Annotated in this window: 14 protein-coding genes; 10 read left to right on the forward strand and 4 right to left on the reverse strand. The window is 65.7% G+C overall.

The features are described from left to right. Nucleotides 1-2 precede the first annotated feature (2 nt). From PI990_RS09545 to PI990_RS09560, 4 genes are all read left to right on the forward strand, one after another. Nucleotides 3-422, forward strand: a complete 420-nt coding sequence (locus PI990_RS09545) for a hypothetical protein (RefSeq protein ID WP_271660470.1) — start codon at nt 3-5, stop codon at nt 420-422. A 483-nt stretch (nt 423-905) separates the two neighbouring features. After that, complete coding sequence (locus PI990_RS09550; RefSeq protein ID WP_271660471.1) at nt 906-1,283, forward strand: PAAR domain-containing protein; 378 nt, start codon at nt 906-908, stop codon at nt 1,281-1,283. 3 nt (nt 1,284-1,286) lie between these two features. Next, nucleotides 1,287-2,447, forward strand: coding sequence for a hypothetical protein (locus tag PI990_RS09555; RefSeq protein WP_271660472.1), 1,161 nt, complete (start codon nt 1,287-1,289; stop codon nt 2,445-2,447). A gap of 38 nt (nt 2,448-2,485) precedes the next feature. Further along, entirely contained in the window at nt 2,486-5,767 is a 3,282-nt protein-coding gene (locus PI990_RS09560) for an ImcF-related family protein (protein ID WP_271660473.1), read from the forward strand. 95 nt (nt 5,768-5,862) lie between these two features. On the opposite strand, the gene PI990_RS09565 is transcribed toward PI990_RS09560, so the two are convergent. After that, entirely contained in the window at nt 5,863-6,735 is an 873-nt protein-coding gene (locus PI990_RS09565) for a DUF6685 family protein (protein WP_271660474.1), read from the reverse strand. Nucleotides 6,736-6,883: 148 nt separating this feature from the next. Between PI990_RS09565 and PI990_RS09570 the strand changes: the two genes are divergently transcribed. Both PI990_RS09570 and PI990_RS09575 read left to right on the forward strand, forming a co-directional pair. Beyond that, nucleotides 6,884-7,105: a DUF2835 domain-containing protein gene (locus PI990_RS09570; RefSeq protein WP_236209426.1), complete on the forward strand. Its 222-nt coding sequence runs from the start codon at nt 6,884-6,886 to the stop codon at nt 7,103-7,105. A 53-nt stretch (nt 7,106-7,158) separates the two neighbouring features. Further along, a complete protein-coding gene (locus tag PI990_RS09575; protein WP_271660475.1) occupies nt 7,159-8,184 on the forward strand; it encodes a quinone-dependent dihydroorotate dehydrogenase in 1,026 nt (341 codons plus the stop codon). Nucleotides 8,185-8,279: 95 nt separating this feature from the next. Here the strand turns inward: PI990_RS09575 and rmf are convergent, their stop codons facing one another. Further along, on the reverse strand, nt 8,280-8,495 hold the full coding sequence (rmf, locus tag PI990_RS09580) for a ribosome modulation factor (protein ID WP_081672218.1): 216 nt from the start codon (nt 8,493-8,495) through the stop codon (nt 8,280-8,282). Nucleotides 8,496-8,924: 429 nt separating this feature from the next. Here rmf and rlmKL point away from each other — a divergent pair, with 429 nt between their 5' ends. Next, nucleotides 8,925-11,111: a bifunctional 23S rRNA (guanine(2069)-N(7))-methyltransferase RlmK/23S rRNA (guanine(2445)-N(2))-methyltransferase RlmL gene (gene rlmKL, locus PI990_RS09585; protein WP_021219583.1), complete on the forward strand. Its 2,187-nt coding sequence runs from the start codon at nt 8,925-8,927 to the stop codon at nt 11,109-11,111. A gap of 123 nt (nt 11,112-11,234) precedes the next feature. Then, the gene (locus PI990_RS09590; RefSeq protein WP_271660476.1) at nt 11,235-14,018 is read left to right on the forward strand and encodes a sensor domain-containing diguanylate cyclase; all 2,784 of its coding nucleotides are present in this window, start codon (nt 11,235-11,237) and stop codon (nt 14,016-14,018) included. Between the two features lie 36 nt (nt 14,019-14,054). Here PI990_RS09590 and dacB read toward each other — a convergent pair whose 3' ends face one another. Further along, nucleotides 14,055-15,497, reverse strand: a complete 1,443-nt coding sequence (dacB, locus tag PI990_RS09595; RefSeq protein WP_021219581.1) for a D-alanyl-D-alanine carboxypeptidase/D-alanyl-D-alanine endopeptidase — start codon at nt 15,495-15,497, stop codon at nt 14,055-14,057. 231 nt (nt 15,498-15,728) lie between these two features. Here dacB and PI990_RS09600 point away from each other — a divergent pair, with 231 nt between their 5' ends. Next, nucleotides 15,729-16,067, forward strand: coding sequence for a 50S ribosome-binding protein YggL (locus PI990_RS09600; protein WP_021219580.1), 339 nt, complete (start codon nt 15,729-15,731; stop codon nt 16,065-16,067). A gap of 84 nt (nt 16,068-16,151) precedes the next feature. Here the strand turns inward: PI990_RS09600 and PI990_RS09605 are convergent, their stop codons facing one another. Further along, on the reverse strand, nt 16,152-19,112 hold the full coding sequence (locus PI990_RS09605) for an HD domain-containing phosphohydrolase (protein ID WP_271660477.1): 2,961 nt from the start codon (nt 19,110-19,112) through the stop codon (nt 16,152-16,154). A 412-nt stretch (nt 19,113-19,524) separates the two neighbouring features. Between PI990_RS09605 and PI990_RS09610 the strand changes: the two genes are divergently transcribed. Next, entirely contained in the window at nt 19,525-20,184 is a 660-nt protein-coding gene (locus PI990_RS09610; RefSeq protein ID WP_021219578.1) for a response regulator transcription factor, read from the forward strand. The last annotated feature ends 15 nt before the right edge of the window (nt 20,185-20,199 follow it).

Raw genomic sequence — 20,199 nt, forward strand, 5'->3', positions numbered from 1 at the left:
CAGTGAGCCAGTTTTCACGAATGGGCTTGGTCGTTGCCGCGTTATGCCTGCTGGTGAGCCAGGCAGGTTGCGCACAACTAATGAACCAGGATCTTTCACCGCCCCCCGGAGGCGAAACAGTCAGCGTCAGTGTGAAAGTTCCCAAGGACTTGGCAGCCAACACGATGCGAGTGATGTACCGCTCGGAGAAGTGTCCGATCACCCGCTCCGATGGCAGTGGCGGGCGTTATGAAATCGATGGCGCTAAGGCAATCGAAGTTGAACCTCAACGTCAGGGAATGACCGATATATATGAAGCAAAGTTGGCCAAGGATGGCGGCGGTTTCTGTGAGTGGAAGCTGAGTAATGTGACGTTTGGAGTTCATTATCAGAGCGCTACTAAGTTCGGTGAGGATGCTCAGGTTGGCGGTGGTGGGGGGTAGTGGTTATATTTGACGATAATAGGCCACAGCAAGTATCGCTTTTGCGGCGACCTGAGGAAGTTTTTGGTGATGTAGTGGTTGAAAGTGGATACTACGTATGGGTCCATGAACACTATTTAATAAGGAAGGAGACATGGGTTTGGCTTTACGATGGAGTAGGGTTGTATCGTGCCTATAAAACCAAGAATGCAAGGTCTGTGATCTTTAAGCCGTTTTTACATGAAGTAGGGGTCGTTCGTTCTGTTGGTCCAAAAGAGAAGAAAGAAGGAAATCATATACGTTTTCTCTATCCGGATGGATCTGTAAGTGCTGACTATCGTACTGAGCCAGATATTAGAAAGCTTAATGAACTAAGGCGGTGATAGATCGTGAGCCAGTTCTTACGAGTGGATTATTTCGTTGCTGCGCTATGTCTGCTGGTGAGCCAGGCAGATTGTGCGCAAGTAATGAATCGAGAGCTCTCACCTCCCGCGGAAGGTGGTAATGGCTGGCACATATGAAGCCAAGTGGATTGCAGTGTCGATTCGTGCACGAGTGCGACTCTTCATTGGCGACTTAATCTTTCCAGTTAATCGTGTGATCAAGGAAGAATTTATGCCCCGAGGATTCGTTTTGCTAGGTGACAAGACCACCCATGGTGGGCAGGTCATTTCCGCCTCTTCCACTCATGTAGTGCATGGCAAGTTGGCGGCACTGGTCGGTGATCTGGTCAGTTGTCCTATTCCCGGCCACGGCGTGAACCCTATTGTCGAGGGGTGCGCGGACTGGTCCGAGAATGGTCGCGCGCTGGTGGTCGATGGATGTCGAAGTGCTTGCGGTTGCCAGGTGATTTCCAGCGCACCAGATTGTGCGGTGGTGTGAGTCATGGCTTGGTATCGCCGCCCCCCTGAGGCCATCGCCGCTCCTGAGCCGCTGTCGACTGTTCGTTGGCTTGGTGCGGGACTGTTGATGGTGGTTATCGGTATCGGTTTTTTTATGCTGGCGGCCGCAGGTGAGGTTCCGGTATCGGGCACTTTCAATATCTGGATGCTATCGGCGTTGCCATCGCTGCTCTGGTTGTTGGCGTTCAGTGCGTGTGCTTATCGCTACGGTAGGGCGCTGGGTCGATTCCAGTTCCTGACGGATGAGGCGGTAGAGGCAGGAAATGCCTGGAACCAATGGGCTCAGCGCAATATGGCGGTGCTGGCCAGTTGTGTCGTGTTGCCGGACCAGATCTCAGCCGCCGCGCTTGCCCAGGGGGCGGACAGTCTCCCCCCGCGCGCGGGGATGGCCAGGCGAATCGTTTCTCTGCCTGCGGAGGTTGGGCGACTCCAGGTTGGGCTGGATCTGTTGCTGAAAGGGGTGCGGCCAATGCTGGCGGGACTTACCGTCGAGCAACCCGTACAGGTCACGCTTCTCAGCGACCTGGCTCCTGAGGAGTCCGAGCAGCTTCGCAGTGCATGGGATGGTTGCTGCAAGCGCCTGGTGCCGGAGCTCACCACGGTCGTTCCTCGTTTTGCTCACGCACTGTCCCCCGGTTGGATCGAGGTGTCCCTCAAAAAGCCGGGGGCCCATATCGACCTGATCCTCGTTCTTCAGGTTAACGGCGCAGAGGAATACTCCGACGGCCTTGCTGCATTGCTGTTGTGTCCGGATGTCTTGGCCGACCTTGAGCATTTGACGGTAGAAGCCCGACTGCTGCGCCCCATGCCTTTGACGCTGGAGCAGCTTGATCAGGAGTTGCCGTTGTTTCTCCAAACCCAGTTACAGGCGCGATCGGCCACGGCGATCCTGGCTGACGGCATGCATTGGAAAGCGTCGCTCACCACCATCCTTTCTCTCAATCAACTGCATGACGGCGAGTTGCAGGCCGAGTGCCAGTGGATCCAGGAGTCGCTGAGTGGACTGCCCGGGCCCCTGAGCCACTGGTTGGCCGCTGCACTGGGAGCCGATATGGCCCGGCATCGACAGCAGCCATTGCTACTGATCACACGCGAAGGGTCGCAGCACTGGATCAGCACCTTAACCACGGGAGGCCGCGCATGAAGGGGTATGGCAACGCTTGGAGCCGAATTGGCGTCGCAATGCTGATCGTTGTAGCGGCGACGCTTGTTGGTGTGCTGATCTGGCGATTCGGCGGCAAGATTGGCCTGGTGGAGGATCTCCACAAACTGTGCGCGTTCCTGTCGATCATGTTCATCGGGATCATCGGTTGCACGCTACCCAGGATGCTGGCCTACCTCGAAGGGCGGCAACATCGGGATCAGAGCCTGGCTTCAGGGGTGTTGCCGAGCCCTGATGGGAAGCTCCCGCCATCCTCTCGGGGCGTGAAATTGCCCTCTTATATGAGTGCGCTATACGGGCCGTTCTGGCGCCGCCGCGCCCGCCTGCTTCTGGTGATCGGCGAGCCGGACGAAGTCACGGCCATCGCTCCCGGCCTGGCCAATGCGCAGTGGCTGGAAGGCGAGGGCGTCGTTCTGCTCTGGGGCGGTGCGGCCGAGGAGGCCGCTGGCGATGCGCGTCTCGAACGATGGCGCAGGCTCCGTCCGCGTCGGCCCGTGGACGGCATCGTCTGGGCGCTCAGCGCGCAGCAGGGCGCCGATGCGGGCTACCTGGCCCGCTACCAGCACCAGTTGCGGGATATCGCCGGGCGGCTGCGCTGGCAGGCGCCGGTGCACCTCTGGGAAGTCTGCCGCAGCGAGTGGGAGCAACCGGCCACCGAGGCCGCGGTGGGCTGCATGCTGGCGCCTCGCGCCGGGCCGGCGCAGCTGGAAGGCCGTCTGGGGCAGTTGCTCGAGCCGCTGCGTGAGCAAGGGCTCGCCCGGATGCAGGCCGATAACCGCCACGATTTTCTCCTGCGTCTCGCCCAGGGCCTGCGGGACGAAGGCATCCCCCGCTGGCGACGGACCTGGGACCACTTGCAGCGGAGCCATGGGGCGATGCCGCGCGGGCTCTGGTTCAGCCTCGCGATGCCGGGCGCTGGGGGCACTGCGGTGCATCATTGGCTGCCGCCCCCGGCCTGGCGGGGCGTGCTGGCGGACCGGCACGGCGGCCGGCCCTACGGGTGGCCCTGGTGGCGCACCGCGACTGCCGTCGCGTTCGGCCTCCTGGCGTTCTGGGGGCTGGGGACGCTGCTCTCCTTCGCCGGCAACCGCGTCCAGATCGCCGAGATGCAGGCCGTCCTGGCCACCCTGGACCAACCCCGGGAAGGCGACGAGCAACTGCTTGCCCTCAACGCGCTGGTCCATGAGCTCGACCGCCTCGACCAACGCAGCAAGCACGGCGTGCCCTGGTGCCAGCGTTTCGGCCTGAGCCAGAACGACGGCCTGCTCGCCGCGCTCTGGCCCCGCTACGAGGCGGCCAACAACCGGCTGGTCCGCGACCCGGCAGCGGCCGGCTTCGAGCGCCAGCTGCGCGGGCTGCTCGGCCTGGCGCCGGGCAGCGCCGAGCGCGCCACCCGGGCCCGGGAGGCCTACGAGCCGCTCAAGGCCTACCTGATGATGGCCCGGCCGGAGAATGTCGATGCGTCATTCCTCGGCAAGGCGCTGGCGGCCGCCGAGCCTGCCCGCATGGGCATCGGCGAGGGCACATGGCAGGGCATCGCGCCGAACCTCTGGCGCTTCTACGCCGCGCAGCTGGAGGCGCACCCCGGTTGGCGCATCACCACCGACCCGGCCCTGGTCGCCCGGGCCCGCCAGCTGCTGATCAGCCAGCTCGGCCAGCGCAACGGCGAGGCGGCCCTCTACCGGCAGGTGCTCGACGCCGTCGCCAACCAGTACCCGGCCATGGGGCTGCAGCAGATGGTCGGCGATACCGACGCCCAGCCGCTGTTCTCCACCGCCGTCGAGGTGCCGGGTGTATTCACCCGCCAGGCCTGGGAAGGCGGGGTGCGCAAGGCCATCGACGAGATCGCCGCCGCGCGCCGCGAGGAGATCGACTGGGTACTCAGCGATGACCGCAGCCAGATCGACGCCGCGCTGACCCCCGAGGCCCTGCGCGAAAGCCTGACCGCACGCTACTTCCAGGACTACGGCCGGGCCTGGCTGGACATGCTCAACAGCCTGCGCTGGCAGGAGGCCGGCAGCCTCGCCGATGTGGTCGACCAGCTCACCCTGATGACCGATGTGCGCCAGTCGCCGTTCATCGCGCTGGTCAATACCCTGTCCTACCAGGGGCGTGCCGGCACCCGTGGCCAGGCCCTGGGCGAGTCGCTGCTGCAGTCCGCGCAGAACCTCATGGGGCCGGACAAGGCCCCGGCCATCGAGCCGTTGGCGGCGCTGCCGAAAGGGCCGCTGGAAGAACGCTTCGGCCCGCTGCTGGCGTTGCTCGGCAAGGGCGCCGAGCCCTCGCGCAACGACGACAACCTCAGCCTGCACGCCTTCCTCACCCGCGTGACCCGGGTGCGCCTGACGCTGCAGCAGGTGAGCGCCGCCCAGGACCCCCAGGCGATGATCCAGGCCCTGGCGCAAACCGTGTTCCAGGGGCGCAGCGTCGACCTCACCGACACCCAGTCCTATGGCAGCCTGATCGCCGCCAGCCTCGGCAGCGAATGGGCCGGCTTTGGCCGGGCACTGTTCGTCCAGCCGCTGGACCAGGCCTGGCAGCGCATCCTGCAACCTTCCGCTGCCGGGCTCAATGACCACTGGCAGCGCGCCATCGTCGGGCCCTGGAACAGCGCCTTCGCCGGCCGCTACCCCTTCGCCGCGAGCGCCAGCGACGCATCGCTGCCCATGCTCGGGCAGATGATCCGCGCCGACAGCGGGCACATCGACCGCTTCCTCACCCGCCAGCTGGGTGGCGTGTTGCGCAAGGACGGCAATCGCTGGGTGCCCGAAAGCACCCAGGGCCAGGGGCTGCGCCTCGATCCCGCGTTCCTCGCGGCGGTCAATCGGCTCGCCGAACTGGCCGACGTGCTCTACACCGACGGCGGCATGGGCATCGCCTTCGAGCTGCGGGCCAAGCCGGTACGCGACCTCGTGCAGACCACCCTGACCCTCGATGGGCATCGCCTGGCGTACTTCAACCAGCGGGAACGCTGGCAACGGTTCGACTGGCCCAGCGCGAGCGATCACCCCGGCGCGCGCCTGAGCTGGACCCACGCCAGGAGCGGAGAGCGGCTGCTTGGCGACTACGCCGGCACCTGGGGCCTGATCCGGCTGCTGGAGCGGGCCCGGGTCACTCCGCTGGATGACAGCGAAACCCGCTATCGCCTGGTGCTGGAGGCCCCCGATGGCCTGGGGCTGACCTGGCACCTGCGCACCGACCTGGGCGCGGGCCCCCTGGCGCTGCTGCAACTGCGCGGCTTCAGCCTGCCGGCGCGGATCTTCCTCGAGCCCGGCGGCGCCTCGCGCCAGCTGGCGCATTAAGGAGCGCAGCCATGAGTCTGTCTGTTCTTGAGTGGTTTCGGGTTCAACGAAAATCCTTCGCCAGCGGTACTTAGTCTGTGTGACGTAAGAGGCAATCAGCCGAGGGCGTAGAGGTAGCGCACCACATCGGCGGCGCCGGCCAGGCGCAGGCCTTCGCCAAGGGCGGTGGCCTCGGGGTGGTCCTTGGGCAGCAGCAGGAGTTCGGGGGCACCGCTGTTCTTCAGCAAGGCGAGGCGGGCATAGGGGATGCCGCCGTCGAGCAAAAGGCCCATGAAGGCCGGGTCGCTCCATGTCTGCACCGGCATGGCCAGTACGTGGTAGTGGGTGTCCAAATCGACGAGGCCGGCCGGGTTGAGGCGGTAGGTGGTGAGTTCGGCCGGCAGGGCCACTTCCAGCTCCCGCCGGCGCGCATAGGCGATGGCGCTGGCGAAGGCTTCCAGATGGTGGGTGCCGCTCCAGAACACCCGTTTGCCATGCCAGCTGGACTGGCACAGGGTAATGCGCTCACCGGCGAGGAAGCGCGGCAGCGGCAGGCTGATGGCCTTGACGAAGTCCTTGTAGCTGATGATGCGCACGCTGCGGCAGGCGGGCGTGGCGGCGAAGGCTTCGAAGCTGGGGCTGGGCGCCGCCACACAGTCGCTGCCACAGAACCCATCGATCAGGCGCAGGTCGAAATTGGCGAGCTCCCGTGGCTCCACTTCCACCACCCGGACCAACACCGCGTGGGCCTGGGCCTTGTCCTCCTGCACCGGCCCGGAGAGGGCGTTGCGGGGGAGGTCGACCAGGCGTTGCAGGGGCGGCGCGTTCTGCCACCAGATATCGGCCTGCGGGGGTGGCAATTGCTGGAAGGGCAATCGCAGCTGGCTGGCGCTTTCCAGCAGGCGCGGCGCACGTCCTCCCAGGCCAAGGCGCTGCGCGAGGGCAGCCAGGCGTGAGGAAAGAGAGGATGGGGACGACTGCGAACTCATGGCCAGACTAGGACTCCCAGGTCACGAGTGGCAGTGTGGCAGAGGTCGGGCGAGGCTGCACGGCTTTGCCCGGCAATGGGTCCGTACCTGGCGTCCACTGGGGGCGCGGAACGATACTGTTATTCATTTCAACCAAGAGGATGCCTCCATGCCCAGCCTGGTGCTGGATATTTCCCTGAGTGCCGAGCGCTTTCTCGCGGTCTACCAGGGCCACGCCAACCGAGTGATGTTGCGCAGCCGCGACGGGCGCAAGGTTAGCCTGCCTGCACATCATTTGCGGCCTTTTCTGACCCATGATGGCATTCATGGTTCATTCGAGCTGGAATTTGATCCCTCCGGGTCGCTGCTGGCGTTACGTCGCCTCGCCTGAGGCGGGGCTGGCAGCTATAATCGCCGGCCCATCCCGCCGATCGATACCCGCCCATGTACACCCTGGCCCGCGAGCTGCTGTTCAAACTGTCCCCGGAAACTTCCCACGAGCTGTCCATCGACCTGATCGGCGCCGGTGGCCGTCTGGGCCTCAACGGCTTGCTGACCAAGGCGCCGGCCAGCCTGCCGGTGAAGGTCATGGGGCTGGAGTTCCCCAACCCCGTTGGCCTGGCCGCCGGCCTGGACAAGAACGGTGACGCCATCGACGGCTTCGCCCAGCTGGGCTTCGGTTTCGTCGAGATCGGCACCGTGACGCCGCGCCCGCAGCCGGGCAACCCCAAGCCGCGTCTGTTCCGCCTGCCCGAGGCCGAGGCGATCATCAATCGCATGGGCTTCAACAACCATGGCGTCGATCACCTGCTGGCCCGGGTTCGCGCGGCGAAGTTCAAGGGCGTGCTGGGCATCAACATCGGCAAGAACTTCGACACCCCGGTCGAGCGCGCAGTGGACGACTACCTGATCTGCCTGGACAAGGTCTACGCCCATGCCAGCTACGTGACGGTCAACGTCAGCTCGCCCAATACACCCGGCCTGCGCAGCCTGCAGTTCGGCGACTCGCTCAAGCAGTTGCTCGAAGCCCTGCGCCTGCGCCAGGAAGACCTCGCCGTCCAGCACGGTCGTCGCGTGCCGCTGGCGATCAAGATCGCCCCGGACATGAGCGACGAGGAAACCGTGTTGGTGGCCGCTGCACTGGTCGAGTCGGGCATGGATGCGGTGATCGCCACCAACACCACCCTGGGTCGCGAAGGCGTCGAGGGGCTGGAGTACGGTGACGAGGCTGGCGGCCTTTCCGGTGCGCCGGTGCGCGACAAGAGCACCCATACCGTTCGCGTCCTGGCCGGCGAGCTGGCCGGGCGCCTGCCGATCATCGCCGTGGGCGGCATCACCGAAGGCCGTCACGCGGCCGAGAAGATCGCCGCTGGGGCGAGCCTGGTGCAGATCTATTCGGGCTTCATCTACAAGGGCCCGGCGCTGATCCGCGAAGCGGTGGATGCCATCGCCGCGCTGCCCAAGGCCTGAATCGCGGGCAATAAAAAGGGCTCCCTTAGGGAGCCCCTGGGCTTGCGCCCGCCGCCCGGATGGGGCGTGCTTGGTGAAGTCGGTGTGATCCAGTGTCAGCCGACGGCGTGGAGTTCGTTGAGTCGATGAATGCCGGCAGTGCCGGTAAAGCCATCCCAGTGGTCGCCGCGACCTTCACGCCAGCCGTTTATCCAGGCTTGGCGAGTGGTGGGATGGGTGAAAGGACAGAGATCGCGGGATTTGCCATGAATGCCGTGCTGATAACCGCGCAGAAATGCTCGTTCCATCGGATCACGCTTAAGTCTTCTCATAGGGTGTAGCCCTCATTTGTTGACTGTTATGTCCATTGGCCCCAAGTCGGGAGCCCGGCAGAGAATGCTCTGCCACTGAAGAACGGCTGCCGGCGTTACCGTTCTCCTTCCGCTACCGTTGCGGCAGCGGATAACTGAGTTCTAACCGTTGCTCCGGGGCATTGGAATGATCGTTTTGTCATAAGGACGTAACGAGAATGGGTTCCGGACCATAAGCTGTAAGAGCCTGTTACGTGTGCGAACAGGCTCAGCCCCCATGGGATGGGGCCTTGAGAAACCCATGATGTCGCGGTGCTATGGGCCCGCGCGGATGAGAATGGGAATTTTCCTATCCGACGAAGGGCCGTTCTGCGACCTTTAGTCACATATTTTATGACCGCACGGAGATGAATCCGTGCCGCTGATCAGCCGCAAGGCACTGGAACTACCATGTCGGATGTTTTCGAACTCTTCCTCACCTGCCCGAAAAGCCTGGAGGGCCTGTTGCTGGAAGAGGCCACCTCGCTGGGCCTTGCCGAGGCGCGCGAGCAGGTGGCCGCCATCCGTGGCCAGGGCGACCTGGAAACCGCCTACCGCCTGTGCCTCTGGTCGCGCCTGGCCAACCGCGTGCTGCTGGTGCTCAAGCGCTTCCCGGTGCAGAACGCCGAAGACCTCTACCAGGGCGTGCTCGACGTTGACTGGCACGACCACCTGTCACCCACCGGCAGCCTGGCGGTGGAATTCAGCGGCCACGGTTCGGGCATCGACAACACCCACTTCGGTGCCCTCAAGGTCAAGGACGCCATCGTCGACAAGCTGCGCACCGCCAGCGGCGAGCGCCCGTCCATCGACAAGGTCAACCCGGACCTGCGCATCCACCTGCGCCTGGACAAGGGCGAGGCGATCCTTTCCCTCGACCTCGCCGGCCACAGCCTGCACCAGCGCGGCTACCGCCTGCAGCAGGGCGCCGCGCCGCTGAAGGAAAACCTGGCCGCCGCCATCCTGCTGCGTGCCGGCTGGCCGCGTATCGCCGCCGAAGGCGGCGCGCTGGCCGACCCCATGTGCGGTGTCGGCACCTTCCTGGTGGAGGCGGCGATGATGGCCGCCGATATCGCCCCCAACCTCAAGCGCGAGCGCTGGGGCTTCTCCAACTGGCAGGGCCATGTGCCGGCGATCTGGAAGAAGCTCCACGAGGAGGCTCAGGCCCGCGCCGATGCCGGCCTGGCCCGCCCGCCGCTGTGGATCCGTGGCTACGAGGCCGACCCGCGGCTGATCCAGCCCGGGCGCAACAACATCGAGCGTGCGGGGCTGTCCGACTGGGTGAAGATCTACCAGGGCGAGCTGGCCACCTTCGAGCCGCGCCCCGACCAGAACCAGAAGGGCCTGGTCATCAGCAACCCCCCGTATGGCGAGCGCCTGGGCGACGAGGCCAGCCTGCTTTACCTCTACCAGAACCTTGGCGAGCGCCTGCGCCAGTCCTGCCTGAACTGGGAAGCGGCGGTGTTCACCGGCGCACCCGAGCTGGGCAAGCGCATGGGCCTGCGCAGCCATAAGCAGTACGCCTTCTGGAACGGCGCGCTGCCGTGCAAGCTGCTGCTGATCAAGGTGCTGCCCGACCAGTTCGTCACCGGTTCGCGCCGCCAGGACGCCGCTGCCGAGCCCCAGGCCGGTGCTGCGCCCGTGGTGGAGCAGGCGCGCCTCTCCGAAGGCGGGCAGATGTTCGCCAACCGCCTGCAGAAGAACCTCAAGCAGCTGGGCAAGTGGGCCAAGCGCGAAGGCGTGCAGTGCTACCGCCTGTATGACGCCGACATGCCCGAGTACGCCCTGGCCATCGACCTCTATGGCGACTGGGTGCACGTGCAGGAATACGCCGCGCCGCGCTCCATCGACCCGGAGAAGGCCCAGGGCCGTCTGCTCGATGCCCTTGCCGCGATTCCCCAGGCACTGGGCATCGACCAGTCGCGCGTGGTGGTCAAGCGCCGTGAGCGCCAGTCCGGCACCCGCCAATACGAACGCCAGGCGACCCAGGGCCAGTTCATGGAGGTCAGCGAGGGTGGCGTGAAGCTGCTGGTCAACCTCACCGACTACCTCGACACCGGCCTGTTCCTCGACCACCGCGCCATGCGCTTGCGCATCCAGCGCGAGGCCGCCGGCAAGCGCTTCCTCAACCTGTTCTGCTACACCGCGACCGCCAGCGTGCATGCGGCCAAGGGCGGTGCCCGCAGCACCACCAGCGTCGACCTGTCGCGCACCTACCTGGACTGGGCGCGGCGCAACCTCTCCCTCAACGGCTTCTCCGACAAGCAGAAGCTGGAGCAGGGCGACGTGATGGCCTGGCTGGCGGAGGACCGTGGCGAGTACGAGCTGATCTTCATCGACCCGCCGACCTTCTCCAACTCCAAGCGCATGGAAGGGGTGTTCGACGTACAGCGCGACCATGTGCAGTTGCTGGACCTGGCCATGGCCCGCCTGGCGCCGGGCGGGGTGCTGTACTTCTCCAACAACTTCCGCAAGTTCCAGCTGGATGAAAGCCTCGACCAGCGCTACCAGGTGAGCGAGATCAGCGCCGAAACCATCGACCCGGATTTCGCCCGCAACCAGAAGATCCACCGCGCCTGGAAATTCACCGCGCGCTGAGCCGCGCTGCCGTCCGTCAGCCGGGGCAGGGGCGGCAGGGTTTTGTCTAGGCAAAGTGCCAGTATGTTGGCTAAGTTTGTGATCACAGGGGCCGTCCTCATCACTTAGCTCCGAGATGTAAGCATGCTGTCGCTTGCCCTGGGAAAGTCGTCCCTGCACTCCCGCCTGACCGGCCGCAGCCTGCTCTGGCTGGCCTGCCTGCTGGTGATCTCCGGCGGCCTCAGCCTGACCGTGCTGCTGGCCAGCCTGGTGCACGACTCCGAGCGCAACCAGCTGCGTGAGCGCTTCTCGCAGATCGCCACCGAACGCCTCAGCCGGATCCAGGAACGCCTCGGCGACCAGTTGAAGGAGCTGGACGCCCTGCAGCGCTTCTTCCTCAATTCCCAGACGGTCAGCCGTGACGAATTCCAGGGCTTCGTCGAGCCGCTGCTGGACGACACCCTGGCCTATTCCTGGGTGCCCTGGGTGGCGCGCAGCGAGCGCCCCGTGTTCGAGGAGGAGGCCCGCGCGGATGGGCTCAAGCGCTTCCGCTTCCATGACCTGGACCAGGGCGGCACCGCCCAGGCCAGCCCCGAGCGCGACCACTACCTGCCGGTGTTCTACAGCGTGTCTGGGCTCGCCGGGCGCTTGCCCCTGGGGCTGGACCTGAGTTCGCAGCCCGAGCGTGCAGCCTTGCTGGACAAGGCCCGCGCCGGGCGCCAGGCCGTCGCCTCCGATGCCCTGACGCTGATTGGTGTGCCCGGGGCCGACGCCCGGGGCATTCTCATGGCGGTACCGGTGTTCAACCCGGCCGCCACCGAGGGGCACGCGCTGCGCGGCTTCGTCCTCGGTGTGATCAGCCTGCGCCGGGAAATGGAGCAGGGCATCCCCGACGAGGTGCTCGGCAGCCTGGCCATGCGCCTGATCGATATCACCAAGGAAGACGACCCGCAAGCGCTCTACCTGAGCAAGGCCGAGGACGATGATTCGGGCCTGCTGATCACCCGTTCCTTTGCCTTCGCCGACCGCACCTACCGCCTGGAGCTGCGCCCCAGTGAAGGCTTCGCCATGGCCAACCGTTCATCCGCCTGGCACCTGGTGATCGCCACCGGCGGGCTGATCACCCTGCTCATGGCGGCCTACCTGATGCTGTTGATCAGCCAGCGTCAACGCGCCCTGCGCCTGGTGGCCGAGCGCACCCGCGAGCTGCGCGAGCGCGAGCTCGACCTCAAGCTCAGCGAGGAGCGCTGGGCCTTCGCCCTGGACAGCGCCGGCCACGGTGTATGGGATTGGGAGATCGCCTCCGACACGGTATATTACTCCCGTGCCTGGAAGGGCATGCTCGGCTATGACGTGGACGAGGTGCCCGACGAGCCCGAGCTGTGCCTGCGCCTGCAACACCCCGACGATGCGCCAGCGGTGGATGCCGCCCTGCAGCGTCACCTGCGCGGCGAGGCGCCGATCTACCAGAGCGAGCACCGCATGCAGCGCAAGGGCGGTGCCTGGGTGTGGGTGCTCGACCGCGGCAAGGTGGTGGAGTGGAACCCCGATGGCTCGCCCCTACGGATGATCGGCACCCAGACCGATATCAGCGCCAGCAAGGCCGCCGAGCTGCAACTGGCGCTGGCCCACGGGCAGTTGCGTGGGGTGCTGGACGCGGCCACCCAGGTGTCGATCATCGCCACCGACCTCGATGGTTTCGTCCTTCAGTTCAACGTCGGCGCCGAACGCATGCTCGGCTACAGCGCCGCGGAGATGGTCGGCAAGCGCCCGCGCATGCTGCACCTGGAGGCGGAGATCCAGGCCCGCTGCGAGGCCCTGTCGAAGCGGCTGTCGCGGCCCATCCGCGACTTCCACCACTATGTGGTCGAGGTCACCGCTGGCGATTGCTACGACGAACACGAGTGGACCTACGTGCGCAAGGACGGTGGCCACCTTACCGGCAACCTCATCCTCACCGGCGTGCGCGACCAGCACGACCAACTGGTGGGCTACCTCGGCGTGGCCATCGACGTGACCGACCGCAAGCGCGTGCAGGAGGCCCTGGAGGACCGCGACCGCCTGCTGCAGAAACTCAGCGCGCGGGTGCCGGGCGCCATCTACCAGTACCAGCTGTACCCCGATGGCCGGCATCGCTTCCCTTATGTCAGTGCCGGGGTGAGCGACATCCTCGAGGTCGAGCCCGAGCAGGTGAACGGAGATGCTTCCCAGGCCTTCACCCGCCTGCACCCGGAGGACCTGGAGCGGATCTACGCCAGCATCCTGCATTCCGCCGCCGTCATGCAGACCTGGCGCGAGGACTTCCGCGTGCTGCTGCCGCGCCAGGGCCTGCGCTGGCTGCGCGGCGAGTCGGAGCCCGAGCGCATGGCCGATGGCAGCGTGCTGTGGCACGGCTATATCTCCGATGTCACCGGGCACAAGCTGGTGGAGCAGGAGCTGCGGGCACTGTCCATCACCGACGCCTTGACCGGCGTGTTCAACCGTCGCCATTTCCAGGAGCGCCTGGATGCGGAGATCGCCAGGGCATTGCGCAGCGAGGGCCCGTTCTCGCTGGTGATGCTGGATATCGATCACTTCAAGCTGGTGAACGACCAGCATGGCCACGAGGCGGGCGACCGGGTGCTCAAGCAACTGTGCCAGCGCATTGGCCAGCGGCTGCGGCGCATCGACGTGCTGTGCCGGCTGGGCGGCGAGGAATTCATCGTGCTCTGCCCGGAGACCAACCTGGAGCAGGCGCGATCATTGGCCGAAGCGCTGTTGCAGGGCATGCGCCGGGATGAGGTGGCGGGCGTCGGCCACGTCACCGCCAGCTTCGGCTGTGCCTGCTGGCGTGATGGCGAGACCGCCGATGCACTGCTGCGGCGGGTGGATACGGCGGCCTATTCCGCCAAGCAGGGCGGCCGCGACCAGGTGTGCTGCGCCGAGTGAGACGGGGGCGGCGTCGCCCCCGTCAACGGGGCGGGATCAGCGGCGCGGCTGGTTGTAGAGGTCCAGCAGCACCTGATCGAGGATCGAGGAGGCGCCCCACGGACGCTGGTCGTTGAGGATCGCCACCACCGCCCAGGTGTTGCCGTTGTCGTCGCGGCTGAAACCGGCGATTGCACGCACCGTGTTCAGGGTGCCGGTCTTGATATGCGCCTCGCCTGCCATGGGCGTGCGGCGCAGGCGCTTGCGCATGGTGCCGTCCATCGCCACCAGCGGCAGGGACGCGATGTACTCCGCGGCGTAGGGGCTCTGCCAGGCGGCATGGAGGATGGTCGCCATCTCCCGCGCGCTGACCCGCTCCTGGCGCGACAGCCCGGAGCCGTTCTCCATCACCAGGTGCGGCGCGGTGATGCCCTTCTTCGCCAGCCAGGCGCGGATCACCCGTTGCGCGGCCTTGGCATCGTCGCCGTCGGCCTCGTTGCGGAACTGCGCGCCGATGCTGAGGAACAGCTGCTGCGCCATGGTGTTGTTGCTGTACTTGTTGATGTCGCGAATGATCTCCACCAGGTCCGGGGAGAAGGCCCGCGCCAGCAGCTTGGCGTCCTTGGGCACGCCGGCGAGGCGGTCCTTGCCGAGGATGCTGCCGCCCAGTTCCTTCCAGATCGCCCGCACCGCGCCGGCTGCGTAGCCCGGGTGGTCGAGCAGCGACAGGTAGGTCTGCGCGCTGCAGCCTTCGGGCAGGCTGCCGCTGGCGATCACCGTGGTGCCATCGAACTGGGTCACCGGGTTGTAGCGCACGTCGGGCCAGGCAGGGCAGGGCGCGGCCTTGGTCACCTTCACCTGGTTGTCGATGCGGATGCTCTCGATGGGCGGCTCGGCGGCGATGCTGGCGCGGCCGCCGTCGGCGCGGGCGATGAAGCGCAAGGCCTTGAGGTTGACCAGCAGGGAGTCCGGGCCGACCAGGAAGGGCTTGTTCTCGTCGCCGCCGTCGTCATTGAAAGCCGGTAGTTGCGGGTGCACGAAGCGGCTGCGGTCGAGCACCAGGTCGCCGGTGATCTTCAGCACGCCATTGGCGCGCAGGTCACGCATCAGCAGCCAGAGCTTCTCCATGTTCAGCTTCGGGTCACCGCCACCCTTGAGGTAGAGGTTGCCGTGCAGCACGCCGTCCTTGACGGTGCCATCGGTGAAGAACTCGGTCTTCCACTGATAGGTGGGGCCGAGCAGCTCGAGGGCGGCGTAGGTGGTGATCAGCTTCATGGTGGAAGCCGGGTTCACCGACACATCGGCGTTGAAGATGGTCTGCGCGCCGGGGCCGGTCAGGGGCAGGGTCACCAGCGAGAGGGAGTTCTGCGGGATCTTGTTCTTCTTCAGCGCCTGCTGGACCTTGGCCGGGACGTTGGCATTGACCTGAACGGCGAAGGCCGGTTGGGCGAAGGGGAAAATGAGGCCGGTGAGGGCGAGGATACGAATGGACTTGAACATCAACGAATGCCCTCCGCACGAGGGCGAGTAACGCAAATTGGCATGGCAGGTTCCCACGACGTGTTCGGGAAATGGTGCGCATTATGCCGCAAGCGTTTCCTGGGCGCTCGTGCCGCTGACCGCTCGCACGCTCTGCGGCGGGCTTCGTTTTGCCGTTCCGCCACGCGGGCGGGCAAGCTGGCGGGGAAACTGCTAGAGTGCCGCGCTTGAACACATGAAGAGGATTGCCTGATGGCTACTAACCGTTCCCGCCGCCTGCGAAAAAAGCTTTGCGTCGATGAATTCCAGGAGCTGGGTTGCGAGCTGAGCCTGACCTACAAGGACGGGCTGGCCGAAGCGGAGCTGGAAAGCTTCCTCGATCAGTTCATCGACGATGCCATCCAGGGCAATGGCCTGGGCTATGTCGGTGGCGATGACTACGGTTTCGTTTGCCTGTCCAAGCGCGGCTCGGTCAACGAAGAGCAGCGCAGCAAGCTGGAAGCCTGGCTCAAGGGCCGCAGCGAGCTGGCCAGCTTCACCCTGAGCCCGCTGGTGGATGTCTGGTACCCGGAAAACCCGATCAACCAGTGATCCCGGCGGTCATGAAAAGGGGCGCACCATGCGCCCCTTTTTCATGCCTGCGATTTGTCTCCCGCCGATGCGAGATACCGCGGGTTACCCAGCCAGGCCCGCCCGCTCGAGAATCGACCCTTCGTCCACCGCGTCGATCTGCTCCGGCCGCAGGAAGCGCTCGGCGTAGTCGCGGTACACGCCGGAGCGGATGAACAGGCCGAACAGCTCCGGGTCGATGTGCGCGCCCTTGCACATGCCGACCATGATCCCCAGCGCCTCGGACAGCGTCTTGCCCTTTTTGTAGGGGCGGTCCACCGCCGTGAGTGCCTCGAAGATGTCGGCGATGGCCATCATCCGCGCGGGCAGGCTCATCTGCTCGCGGGAGAGGCGTTTCGGGTAGCCGCTGCCGTCCATCTTTTCGTGGTGCCCGCCGGCGATCTCGGCCACGTCCTTCAGGTGTGGCGGGAAGGGCAGGCGGTTGAGCATGAGGATGGTCTGCACGATGTGGTGGTTGATGATGTAGCGCTCCTCGGCCGTCAGCGTGCCGCGGGCGATGGAGAGGTTGTGCAGCTCGCCACGGTTGAACTTGTGGGTCGGCACCTCGAGCTTGAAGCCCCAGGGGTTGTCGGCCGTCATGCGCTCGCCTTCCGGGCGCTCCAGCAGGTGCTCGGGGCGGTCGGCCAGCAGGGGTTCTTCTGCCGGTAGCGGGCGGGGCGGGGTGCGGGCCATGCGTTGCGCCTCTTCCCAGGACACGCCGAGGCGGTCGTCCAGGGTCCGGCTCCAGGTGCGCGAGGCGATGCGCTGCAGGCGCTGCTGGTCTTCCTCGGCCATGAACTCGCCGCCCAGGTTGCTGCGGGCGATGAAGGCGAACTCCTCGTCCAGGGCTGCCAGCAGCTCGTCGCGCAGCTGTGCCTGCCCGGGTTCGTCGGCGCCCTGGGCGACGGCCTGCCAGTAGCTGATCCAGGCGTCGCGCTTGAGCACCTCGAAGCGCATGCGCACTTCGTGGATGCGGTCGTAGAGGGTTTCCAGCTTGGTGGCCTTGTCCACTACGTATTCGGGGGTGGTGACCTTGCCGCAATCGTGCAGCCAGGCGGCGATGTGCAGGGCTTCCCAGTCTTCGTCGCTGGGGTTGTAGGTATGGAACGGCGGCTCGTCGCTGGCGGCAGCGGCGCGGGCCAGGGCCAGGGTGATTTCCGGTACGCGCTGGCAGTGGCCGCCGGTGTAGGGGCTCTTGGCGTCGATGGCGCCAGCGATGAGCTGGATGAAGGCGTCGAGCAGCTGTTTTTGCTTCTCCAGCAGGCGCTGGCTTTCGATGCACAGCGCGGCGACGCCGGAAATCGCCTCGACGAAGGCGATGCGCTCGGGCTTGAGCATGGCCAGTTCAGTGCCGTCGCCGGTGTCGCGGTGCAGCAGCACCAGCACCCCGACCGTGTCGCCCTGGCGGTTGTGCAGGCCGGTGCTGACCAGGTGCACGCGCGGGCTTTCCAGGCTTTGCAGCACCTGGCGGAAGCCGTCGGCCTGGTCATAGCCGAAGGTGCGCAGCTGGCTCGGGCCGCCGCTGGCAGGCAGGCGCAGCCAGTCGGGCAGGTCGTCGTCGTGGAGGGCATGGCTGCGCAGGTCGTGGCTTTCGAGGTCGTGCTCGCCTTTCTTGCCGAGAAACAGGCCGTTGGGCTCGAGGCGTCCGCTGGTGGTATCCAGCAGGTAGATGAAGCCGCCCGAGGCTTCGCTGATGGTCACCGTTTCTTCCAGCACGCGGCGCAGCAGGGCGTCGAAGCGGTTCTCGGCGGAGAGGCTGGCGGTGATCTCCAGGAAGCTGGCCAGGGTGTCTTTCATCCGCGCCATGGCCACGGCCAACTGGTCCACTTCCAGCACCGGCGAGCGGCCCATGGCCGGTGCTTCGAAATTGAAGCTGCGGATCGCCTCGGCTTCGGCCACCAGGGCCTTCAGCGGCTTGACCAGGACCCGCGACAGCAGCCAGCCGAGTGGGATGCACAACAGCAGGATGCACAGGGTGAGCACGGCACCTTGCCAGCGGATGCGGTAGGCGTCCGCCAGCAGTTCGTCCTCGGGCGCCAGCAGGGCCAGGTAAAGCCCGTCCGGCCCCCCGGATTGCAGATGGTTCTGCGACACCACCCAGCGCCGCTTGGCCAGCTCCAGGGTCGAGCGCTGGTCACCGGAGAGGCCGAGGTCGAGCAGCGCGGCGATTGCCGGGTCGAGGTCACGTGCGCGGGCCAGTTGGGGCTTGTCGTCGACCCGCACGATGAGCCGGGAACTGTCCGGATAGGCCACGGCGCTGCCATCCGGCGCGAACAGCAGCACCTGGGTGGAGGGGGTGACCCGGTGCTGCGCAAGGGTGGCGGAAAGGTCGTTCAGGGTCAGGTCGGCGGCGATCACCGCGTCGCTGCCGGCCGGCAGGGCCAGGGTGGTGCCCACCGCGCCGGTGGAGAAGAACACGTAGGGCTGGGTGGTGATGTGCCGGCCCTGTTCCAGGGCGCGTGAATACCAGGGGCGGTTGCGCGGGTCGTAGCGCTCGTTGAGTTCCTGGCGTCGGCTGATCAGCTTGAGTTCTTCATCGAAATACAGCGACTCGGAGCGGGCACGGGCGAGGTTGTCGCGCTCGATGCTCCAGACCTGGTAGGCGGCACCCGTCGGGGCATCGAAGCGCTGCTTGAGCTCGGGAGTGCGCAGCGGCCGGACCATGAAGAAGTCGCCGTCGTCGAAGCCCAGGTAGAGGGAGGCGAGCTTGGGGTTGTCGCGCAGCGCCTGGGCGAAGCTGCGCAGGAGTTTTTCCTGGCGGCGGTAGCCGTCGTCGAGCTGGGTGCCGGGGTCGAGGGTGAGCAGATTGAGCAGGTGGTAGATGGGCTGGTAGGTGTGCTCCAGGTCAATCGCCACGTCCTGGCTGATGCGTTCGAACAGCGTGTCGCTGCTGGACAGGATGATCTGGCTCGTCTGCCGGTAATTGAAGACGCCGAGCACGACGCCGGTCAGCAGCAGCAGGAGCGTGAACAGCAGGCTGATATGCACGTGCAGAGGAAAACGACGTTCGACCGGCTTGTACGGCATTGCCCGAACTCCTTGAATCCCTGTCTTGGAAAAGACCCGGATGGAGCATAGATGAGCCCCTGTGCAGATGCGTGCCCGGTGCCAGAAATAACGACACCTTGGCCAGCTCTGCCGGATGGGGGCTGAAGTGGGGCGGGCGATCGCCTTGATCCCACGGCGGGCGTCGGGCGCTGTGTGAACGCTCCGAAGGGGGGGCCGACGGCAGGCTGCGATGCACGCTACCCGGTACTTTTCAGGCGAGTTCTGTGCCGCTTTCGTGAGGATGGTGTAGGCGCAGTCGCAAGATGTTGAAAGTCTTGTCCTGAAGATTCAGCAGTGCCCCCGAGGGTGCTCGACAGGCTTGATGGCGCCTCTATCTTGGCAGCTTCGTATCGCCGCTGATGGAGACGCAAAGGTGAGCAAACTCGTAGACATGGACTCATTCCTTCGCACGGGTGCCGAGTCCCCGGGCAAGGTCCTGATCGTGGATGACCATCCCGTCATTCGCCTGGCCGTTCGCTTGCTGCTGACACGTGAGGGCTACCAGGTGATCGGCGAGACCGACAACGGCGTCGATGCCATAGCCCTGTCCCGTGAGCACCTCCCCGACCTGGTGATTCTCGACATCGGCATTCCCAAGCTCGGCGGGCTCGATGTGATCGCCCGCATCAGCTCCCTCGACCTGCCCTTGCGGGTGCTGGTGCTGACCGGGCAGAACCCCAGCCATTACGCATCCCGTTGCATGCAGGCCGGGGCTGCGGGCTTCGTCTGCAAGGGCGGGGACCTGGGCGAGCTGACCGCCTCGGTGCGTGCCGTGCTGTCGGGCTACAGCTACTTCCCCAGCGAGGTGATCCGCAGTGGCAAGCGCCAGGTCGGGGTGCCCAGTGACACCGAGCTGATCGAGCGCCTTTCGGACCGCGAGCTGGTGGTGATGAAGTACCTGGCCAATGGCCTGACCAACAAGCAGATCGCCGACGAGATGTTCATCAGCAACAAGACGGTGAGCACCTACAAGTCGCGACTGCTGCTCAAGCTCAATGCGCGCTCGCTGATCGAACTGGTGGAGTTCGCCAACCGCAACGACCTGGTGTGAGTCGCTCGATGGCAG

Source organism: Pseudomonas sp. TUM22785, from assembly GCF_028198105.1.
Classification (GTDB): domain Bacteria; phylum Pseudomonadota; class Gammaproteobacteria; order Pseudomonadales; family Pseudomonadaceae; genus Metapseudomonas; species Metapseudomonas solani.

What these genes read in the sequence shown, in the direction of transcription:
- PI990_RS09550 (WP_271660471.1), top strand. Translation starts at nt 906, where the DNA reads ATGGCTGGCACATATGAAGCCAAGTGGATTGCAGTGTCGATTCGTGCA.
- PI990_RS09555 (WP_271660472.1), top strand. Translation starts at nt 1,287, where the DNA reads ATGGCTTGGTATCGCCGCCCCCCTGAGGCCATCGCCGCTCCTGAGCCG.
- PI990_RS09560 (WP_271660473.1), top strand. Translation starts at nt 2,486, where the DNA reads ATGCTGATCGTTGTAGCGGCGACGCTTGTTGGTGTGCTGATCTGGCGA.
- PI990_RS09565 (WP_271660474.1), bottom strand. Translation starts at nt 6,735, where the DNA reads ATGAGTTCGCAGTCGTCCCCATCCTCTCTTTCCTCACGCCTGGCTGCC.
- PI990_RS09570 (WP_236209426.1), top strand. Translation starts at nt 6,884, where the DNA reads ATGCCCAGCCTGGTGCTGGATATTTCCCTGAGTGCCGAGCGCTTTCTC.
- PI990_RS09575 (WP_271660475.1), top strand. Translation starts at nt 7,159, where the DNA reads ATGTACACCCTGGCCCGCGAGCTGCTGTTCAAACTGTCCCCGGAAACT.
- rmf (WP_081672218.1), bottom strand. Translation starts at nt 8,495, where the DNA reads ATGAGAAGACTTAAGCGTGATCCGATGGAACGAGCATTTCTGCGCGGT.
- rlmKL (WP_021219583.1), top strand. Translation starts at nt 8,925, where the DNA reads ATGTCGGATGTTTTCGAACTCTTCCTCACCTGCCCGAAAAGCCTGGAG.
- PI990_RS09590 (WP_271660476.1), top strand. Translation starts at nt 11,235, where the DNA reads ATGCTGTCGCTTGCCCTGGGAAAGTCGTCCCTGCACTCCCGCCTGACC.
- dacB (WP_021219581.1), bottom strand. Translation starts at nt 15,497, where the DNA reads ATGTTCAAGTCCATTCGTATCCTCGCCCTCACCGGCCTCATTTTCCCC.
- PI990_RS09600 (WP_021219580.1), top strand. Translation starts at nt 15,729, where the DNA reads ATGGCTACTAACCGTTCCCGCCGCCTGCGAAAAAAGCTTTGCGTCGAT.
- PI990_RS09605 (WP_271660477.1), bottom strand. Translation starts at nt 19,112, where the DNA reads ATGCCGTACAAGCCGGTCGAACGTCGTTTTCCTCTGCACGTGCATATC.
- PI990_RS09610 (WP_021219578.1), top strand. Translation starts at nt 19,525, where the DNA reads ATGGACTCATTCCTTCGCACGGGTGCCGAGTCCCCGGGCAAGGTCCTG.